Genomic DNA, 7513 nt, shown 5'->3' on the forward strand with positions numbered 1-7513 from the left:
GGCTGAGTTAGAGCTTGAATTCTGCAAACTCGTCGCTCCCTTCGGTAGCCGTTGCACTCTCAACCACGAGGTCGGCCGCGCCGCCTTCGTCCTTAACGACCTCGACCTTGTCGAGCATTGACTGCCACGAGGTGTCCGGGTACTGTTCCAGCACCGAGAGCAGGTTCACATAGGCGGTAATGGTCGTGCGCGGTGTGCGGAAATAGGCTTCGCCAATCCGCTTCGCGCAGTGCTCCATGAAAGCCGCAATACCTTCATCCGGAAGCAGATACTTCGAGGCGTCGCCCGAGGCGTAGACATGCCGAATCTTCTCAAGAAGCATGTAGAAGTCTTCCGGCGTCAGGGCGGTCAGCCGAAGCACGGGGTGGTTGTAATCGACCATCCCATTCTTTGCGAACGAGTTCTCAGCCAGGCGCGATTGAAGCGCCTGGTAGCTGTAGATGCCCCGTCGGGTATCGAGCAGCGAGTCCGGCGTGCAGCCGAGAATGAATCCAAGGCCCTCTACCGAGCCTTGGTGCACGTCGTTCAGGATGCGCAGGACCTGCTCGTAGTTTGCGTTACGGGCCTGGGTGTTCGCTAGCTTGTACAGATTTACCATTTCATCCAGGCCCACCAGAAGACCGGAGTAGCCCGCGAGGCGCACGAACGCCGCCATCAGTTTCAGCTGGTCGTACAGATGCGCATCCTCGACGATGTTGCGAACGCCGAGCGCCGCGCGCGCGTCAGTCCTCGTGGAAAATTCACCACGCAACCAGCGGACCGCGTCGAGCTTGAGCTGCTCATTTCCCTGGTCGTAACCGCGCCAGTAGGCCGTAATGACCGACGCGAAGTCATAACCGTTGACCATCTCCGTCAGATGCGCGCACTTGCGGGCAATGACGTTCTCCGGTTTTTCGCCGGTTTCTTGTGCCTCCTCAAGCACGTTCGTGATGAACTTTTCCACCACCGCCGAGAGACCCCCGCCCTCGGGGCGCGAGCGTGTTGCGAGGTTCTTCATCAGCTCCGAGTAGAGCGAGCGTGCTTGCCCGCCGGAGGCCTGCAGGCGACGGTCCGGATTCAGGTCAGCGTAGGCCGCGACCAGTTTTTTCTCGAGTGCAACCGCACGAACCTGATTCAGGAAGAACGTTTTGCCCGCTCCATACTCGCCGACGACCACGCGAAAGGAAGAGCCCCCGTCAGCAATCCGGTCGACATCCGCAACCAGCGCTTCGATTTCCTTGTGGCGGCCCACCTGCACCAGATACTGGCCGCTTCGAGGTACGACCCCCGCGCGCAGCGATTGCAACACTGCTTCACGTTCTTTTGCTCGGATTGTCAAGATAGAATCTCCCGTTTCAGGTCTTCGTTGATTTCGATAGGGTCGTCGCCGTCGAGCAACGAATCGTCAAACTTGTCAAATGCTGCGTCGTTGATGCGTTCTATGGCGCCGTCCGGCATCAGTCCTCTCTCGCGGCACAGTTGCGCCACGTCGCTGCGGCTCCACTGCGACTGCGCTAGCAGCATGCGAACGAGTGATGAATGTTTTGCGTCCAGCCCCATCACGCCTGCGTCGGCTGCGTCGGCTGCGAGAGGGGGCGCCGTTGCAATTGGCGTGTCACCCAGCCCAGCCACGCCGTCGGCGGTCGACGGCCCGTGCGCACTTGCTGCCGCCGACGTGACCGGCGCAACGTCCGGGACTGTAATAGCAGGCTCGACAGGTACAGCTGCCAGAGCGGCCGTACTGGCCACTGTCGCGGGAATGGACTCGGCTTGAGGTTCCTGAAAGATTGCCCCAAGAAACTCGCCTACCTGCGCGGTCTCCTCCCGCAACTTCGCGATTTTCTGCATGTCGAGCGAGAAACCCGAGGTCGCGCCGCCGCTCGCCGTTTGCGCGCCGGACTTTCGAGCACCTTGTTTGTTGCCTGCCGACTCCGCCGGCTGCGCATGCACGGCACCTGCGTGCGCCATGCTATATAGACCCTGCGTGTCTTGCCCCAGCGCCTCGAAAAGCTTTTCCAGCACGCGAAGATTGGCGACGTTGGTCAAGCCCCCGTCAGCTTTGCACATCAGCACCAGCTCGCTCGCGACTCGCGCGCGGTCAGCCTCCTCGAGGACCTCACCGCGTTTCTTGATGCCGGCCATCGACATCGGTTGAGCAAGATAAAACCGGAGCAGGGCGCGTAGGCGCGTCTGCTCTGGTTCAGCCTGCTCCTTCATGCGACCAATGAAGGCGTCTGCCTGCAGCACTTCGGCGGCGCTACCCACCCCATCAGCACGCGCAATTGCCGAATAGAACCACACTTCGGCGGCGCGCTTACGATAGGCGGCCGTTGGCTCCGGCGCGGGCTTGCCGCGAATGTGAAAGAGTACAGCTGAGGCGTCTCGCGCGGGCACCGGGTTCCCGAAGCGAGGGTCCGGCTCCACGCCTACGCCAAAGCTCGCCGTAAGCCTGTCAATAATACTGAGATAGAGCGGTCGCTCGAACTTCTCCGGCAGTTCCATGGGTGAGAGCATCGACGACAAAGGCACCGCCTCGAGCACGGGGTTGCCTCCCCTGAGACCAGTAGCCTTTTGCGTGAAGTACTCGCGCGTCGCCTCCGGCCACAGCGCGACCGGCAGCAGCAGACTGGCCTCAACACTGTCAGCCTTGTCCGGATTTCGCCCAATGAAGCGCGTGTAAGCGTCCAGCTGTTCGCCAACGTGGCGCCCAAAGGCATCCAGCAACGGCGGAATGCGGCCGGTCGACGACGTAAAGTCGGGTATGTCGAACTCAGGTTTCGCGACAGGGATTCTCTTCGACTCAAGCCCCGGATACACCGGGGTGTATTCCAACAAAAGCCTCGCAGCCTTTTCTGGCTTGAACCGGTCAGCAATCCCTTTGGGGAACATGACCGGCAACTCCGCCGCAAAGAGAGCTTCAAACTGTGCCCGGCAACGAAAAACGGCGGCCGGCTTCTGGAACTGTCGGTCGGACAGATACCACGAGAGCAGCCAGGGGGCGGGCACGGGCTGGTTGTCCCTCACAGCCTGCGACAGCGCCAGGCGCTGGATAAAGCTAGTCTCGGTGTCCCGCTCGAAGCCACTGGGCACCTGGCCGTATAGGCGGTCGCCTAGGGCAGCTGTCTCGAAAAAGTCGATGAAGCGGCGCGCGCGGGGCGAAAACGACTGGTGCCGCGAATAGACGGACAGTAGCCCGCGAACCTCCTCGCACAAGCGCGGGATTTCGCTTTCTGCCACTGGGTCGGTCCGGGCGTCGATAAACGCGCGACGCTCGAGGCCGTAAAAATACAGGAACACGTAGCCGATGTCCGCATTCGGGTCACGCCGCCCGTTGGCCAGCCAGTTCAGGTAGGCGGCGCGCGCGTCGTTCGACGCCTTGGCATACATCGGGAAGTAGTCGAGCTGATGGACGGTATAGTCGTCGCGACTTCCGATGGGCAACGCCGGATTGACGAGGCTCGGCTCGACGCCGACCGCTGAAGCTGCCTTAAGACCCGCGCCCACGTAAATCAGGCCGCCCGGAATCACGTAGCGGCCGACCTTGGCGGACTTTCCGTCCGGCAACCAACATTCCGCCGCACTCGACGCAGCGGCGGCTTTCCTCGGCTCACCGTTGGGAGAGTCAATGGTGAACCTCGGGGCGCTGCCATCCCTGTCGCCGGTCACAAAGGTAACGAACTGGTCTTCGGTCATCTCGGAGGACTTCGGTGTTGAGCGATTACTGGCGGGGGTGTTGCCCGATGAGTGGGCGCGGACCCCGTCCGATTTTGTGGTTGTGGCCTGCGCACTACTGCGCGCGCGGGTCCTGTCCTTCTCAGAGCTTGCGTTTGCGGCCGGAGGCACATACCGGGCGGTAACGCGCTTTTCCTGCTTTTTACTCTGCGATTCCGACAGAAAGTAGCCGATAAGTGCGACGTACATCAGGGCTATTAACAGCAACGTCCAGCCGTTAGGTGCGACACTTAAAAGCCATAAACTGAAGACCGTCAGGCCTGCAAACGCAAGCACTGGTTTTGAATTCTTTTTCTGAGCCACCGCCGTTCCCCGTAGTTTTTAATGACGCAGCCGGCGACAGTTTACATTAGAGCGGTGACTTCGTCGCCACGCATTCTCCGCCTGTCTGGGCACCGTGAATCGGGGCTAACGCGCATGCCCGACAGAATTCAAGTCGATAGCCCGGACACTAACCGCTAATACGCCATTTCTGCCGGCGCGCGCGACTCATACTGGACCGTCTTGCCTTCTGTCGCGGAGCTATCAGCGAAAAGCAGGACCTTGGGCTCAATCCGACCCATTGCCTCGAAGCCCGGTTCACAACGCTCCCTGAATTGGGCCGCATTCTCCCGTAATGCTTCCAATTCCGCGACCAAACGCTCCTCATACGATGCGTGGTCCCCGAGCGGCGCTCGCTTCATATCAAGCGCCTTACGATTTGCGCCATGCCACGCCACGAAGCGCGCCAGCCACAGTTGCGCATCCGGCGCCTTCTCAAAGTGCAGCTCTGCCCAGGTGAACGGTTCGTAAATCGCGCCGGAATGCTGTTCCTGATAGTTCAGGCAGACCGAGCACCCGTCCTGGTCGCTCAACGACGCCGTGATACAGCACTCCGTTCGCAGGTATTCACGCCACTGCGCCGCCACACTGGCCATTGCCTGCAGGTTCGTCAGGTCTCGCTCGCTCACGCGCATTTTTTGTAAAGTCCAGAGATAAGATACTTCGTCACGTAGGAGCAACGCTCCGATTTTACTATGGAATATGCGCTCATCCAAGCCATAAACGCGTTTCTGACACTTTTCAATACGGAGGGAGGGGCCTTCTCTCGGAGTATAAGCCGAGCAATTCTTTACAGGTGCTGATAGCATGTGAGGCAAACATCTTTGTAAAGTCCAAAATGACGCCCGAACAACTGGAAAGACTGTCGGAGGCGGAGCGTAACGCGTACTATGCGACGCTCTCTTTCGAGGAACTACTTGAACTCGCGTCTGAGTGCGCAACGCGCCTCGCACAGCAGGTGGACTCGATACCCGGGCTAATTCTCGACGGTATGGAGAAGAAGCTGGAGACTCATGGTCCCTCGAAGGCCGAAGCGACGAAGCTGCTGGACCGGCTGACGGGCGCGCGGTGACCGGCTAGCTGCCCTTGGCTAGCCCCGGTCGCGTCGCGCGCCGACCCGCAGGTGGTACGCTCGCTAAACCGACTCGCTACAGGGGTGATACTGTTACCTCTCCAAATTCATGTCCGCACCGTTCCGGCAGTACGTAGGCTTCTGGCGCCGTTCCACCGCTTTCTCCATCGACAATGTCTGGTGGTGGATTGTCGTCGGCTTTCTTCCGTTTGGCCCCTCGTTTTCGACTGACAACATCGAGAGCATCTTTGCGTTCTTTACACTTGCGGCCCAGCTCCAGCTACTGGCCTTGAACATTGTGCCGGTCATGATGACTGGGGTTATGTGGGCAATCTGGAGCACATCACCGGGCAAGCGGGCGCTCGGCATTCGCATCGTGGATGCTTACGACGGCTCCCCAATGACGAGAGAGCAAGCAGTCTTGCGCACCCTTGGTTATGTGGTTTCCGCGCTGCCATTCGGCCTGGGCTTTCTATGGGTCGCGTTTGACACGCGCAAGCAGGGATGGCACGACAAGCTTGCGGGCACCGTGGTCATCCACACTGTCGACCTTGACGAGGCCATCTTTCCGGCGGACGTGGCGGCGCATAAGGCGGCGCTGCGAAGCGGCAAGAAATAATCATCAATCGCTTATCTGACTTCTAACCTGCCATTTTCTTTCTGACATGCGTACCATCTTTCTCGTGCAAAGCGAAACAGGGCGGGGCGCCGACACGTCGCTCTCGACCTTGGCCACCTACGACGACGCGCTTCTGGCTGAGCAACACTGCGAGCTGGCACAAAAGCATGCGGACCGACTCATAGCGGGCCACCGGCCGAATCTTTTGTGGGAACCGGGCCTCAATCCGTACGACCCCGAGGGCAGGATTGAGGGGGGCCGCATTGTCTACCGCGTCGTGCCGCGCACCATCCGCCAGGCAGTCCCGCTGCCCTCGTCAGCGCAAGTTCTTAGCTATCGCGAGCTGCCCCGGTTGACGCCGCTTCTATCGTCCGCGCAGGTTGAGCGAGTGCTAGGCACGCACCGCGACGCCTCGTCACGTACGGAACTGCTACAGGCTCGGTGGCGGCGCGCTGAATTTACGCTGGCTTTGGTTGGCGTGAGCGTCTACGACCGCGCCGCCGAGGACCGCTCGAGTGTCGGGCCAAAGACGCTGCTCGCGGATATCGAACCTGCTGAGCTGGACCGAATTCTCGACAAGACGGGAAGCGGCGAGCGAAACTGGTTTGAGCACGAGCGCTCGACGCTGGTCTGGACTCTGAATGGCAGCGCGGTGCCGCTTGTGATTGCGTCTTCGCGCGTGATGTTTGCGGACCCCGCAGAAGAGGCACGCCGGCTTGTCGCCCTCGTCGAACGAGCGAAACGACGGGCGGCGCGCCGCAATGAGCCCGCCGAAGAGGCGCTCCTCGCGCTTTAGATGCAATACAGAACCCGGGAAGGCAAGTAGCGCGACGCGACGCAGGAAGCCCCTTGACAACGCGACCAGAAAGAAAACATCGCTATACGGGCGACACCTCGAACACCTACAGGCGCCTATCCCCGATGAAAACAATTATTGCCGTTGCGCTGGGGGCAGCGTTGGCCTTTGGAAGCCAACTCGCCCACGCCGACTCGACTTACACGCTCAGGATTCCTTTCGCGGGACTTGTCGGTGAGCAGCCATCGGCTCCGCTGTATGATTTCACGAGTTTTACGTTCACACCATGCAGCGCGTACGGTGTCTATGGTCCGAGCTTGGCACAATGCCATATCGCGTACGGTCCTGCCTCGTGGGCTCAGAACCCCGCGTACTTCTCCGTGACGAACGGGGTACAAACATGGGTCGTACCTGAGGACGGAAATTACCAAATTACTGTCGCGGGCGCAGTGGGCGGAAATGGGACTAACTATCAAAGCGCACAGTACCCGGGGTACGGTGGAAAGGGCGCAGTACTGACTGCAGTCGTGTCCTTGAAGAAGGGCACTGTGCTGAGCTTGATGGTCGGGCAAAGGGGCTCGACCAGCACGCTCGACGGGGGCGGTGGCGGTGGGACTTTCGTGGCGCAAGGGTCCACGCCGCTTATGGTCGCAGGCGCAGGAGGCGGCTCAACGCCGTATTCCCCGTTCACGGGTGACAACGCGTCGCTAACGACGACCGGGACGTGCAGCTACGACGCGTCCCTCGCCGGCACAAACGAAAGCGGAGGTAGCTCCGTCTCAAGTACTGGAGGCGCCGGAGGAAGCGGTTTTTCGGGCAACGGAGCCAGCACCGGTCAGTTTGGGGGCCAGTCATATAGCTTTCTAAACGGCGGCGTTTCCGGGGGCACTTCTAACGGCTGCAATAAGGCAGCACCGGGCGGATTTGGCGGCGGGGGCGGAGCAGGTTGCTGGGGCTGTCTCTTAGACACATCTCCGAGCCCACGAGACATCTC

The 7513-nt window shown here is 60.5% G+C and carries 6 protein-coding genes; 3 read left to right on the top strand and 3 right to left on the bottom strand.

The features are described from left to right. Nucleotides 1–7: 7 nt before the first annotated feature. The 3 genes from F6X40_RS23960 to F6X40_RS23970 form a co-directional block, all read right to left on the bottom strand. The gene (locus F6X40_RS23960) at nt 8–1321 is read right to left on the bottom strand and encodes an ATP-binding protein (protein ID WP_187629508.1); all 1314 of its coding nucleotides are present in this window, start codon (nt 1319–1321) and stop codon (nt 8–10) included. Further along, the gene (locus F6X40_RS23965; protein WP_187629501.1) at nt 1315–4014 is read right to left on the bottom strand and encodes a TerB N-terminal domain-containing protein; all 2700 of its coding nucleotides are present in this window, start codon (nt 4012–4014) and stop codon (nt 1315–1317) included. Before F6X40_RS23965 ends, F6X40_RS23960 begins: the two co-directional genes overlap by 7 nt. A gap of 155 nt (nt 4015–4169) precedes the next feature. After that, a complete protein-coding gene (locus tag F6X40_RS23970; protein ID WP_187629502.1) occupies nt 4170–4667 on the bottom strand; it encodes a hypothetical protein in 498 nt (165 codons plus the stop codon). Nucleotides 4668–4870: 203 nt separating this feature from the next. Between F6X40_RS23970 and F6X40_RS23975 the strand changes: the two genes are divergently transcribed. From F6X40_RS23975 to F6X40_RS23985, 3 genes are all read left to right on the top strand, one after another. Next, nucleotides 4871–5104 carry a hypothetical protein gene (locus tag F6X40_RS23975; RefSeq protein WP_187629503.1) on the top strand — a complete coding sequence of 78 codons (234 nt, stop codon included), beginning with the start codon at nt 4871–4873 and terminating at the stop codon, nt 5102–5104. A gap of 109 nt (nt 5105–5213) precedes the next feature. After that, nucleotides 5214–5723, top strand: coding sequence for an RDD family protein (locus tag F6X40_RS23980; protein WP_187629504.1), 510 nt, complete (start codon nt 5214–5216; stop codon nt 5721–5723). A gap of 46 nt (nt 5724–5769) precedes the next feature. Then, the gene (locus tag F6X40_RS23985; RefSeq protein WP_187629505.1) at nt 5770–6519 is read left to right on the top strand and encodes a hypothetical protein; all 750 of its coding nucleotides are present in this window, start codon (nt 5770–5772) and stop codon (nt 6517–6519) included. Nucleotides 6520–7513 lie beyond the last annotated feature (994 nt).

It is taken from the genome of Paraburkholderia sp. UCT31 (assembly GCF_014397655.1).
Taxonomy (GTDB): domain Bacteria; phylum Pseudomonadota; class Gammaproteobacteria; order Burkholderiales; family Burkholderiaceae; genus Paraburkholderia; species Paraburkholderia tuberum.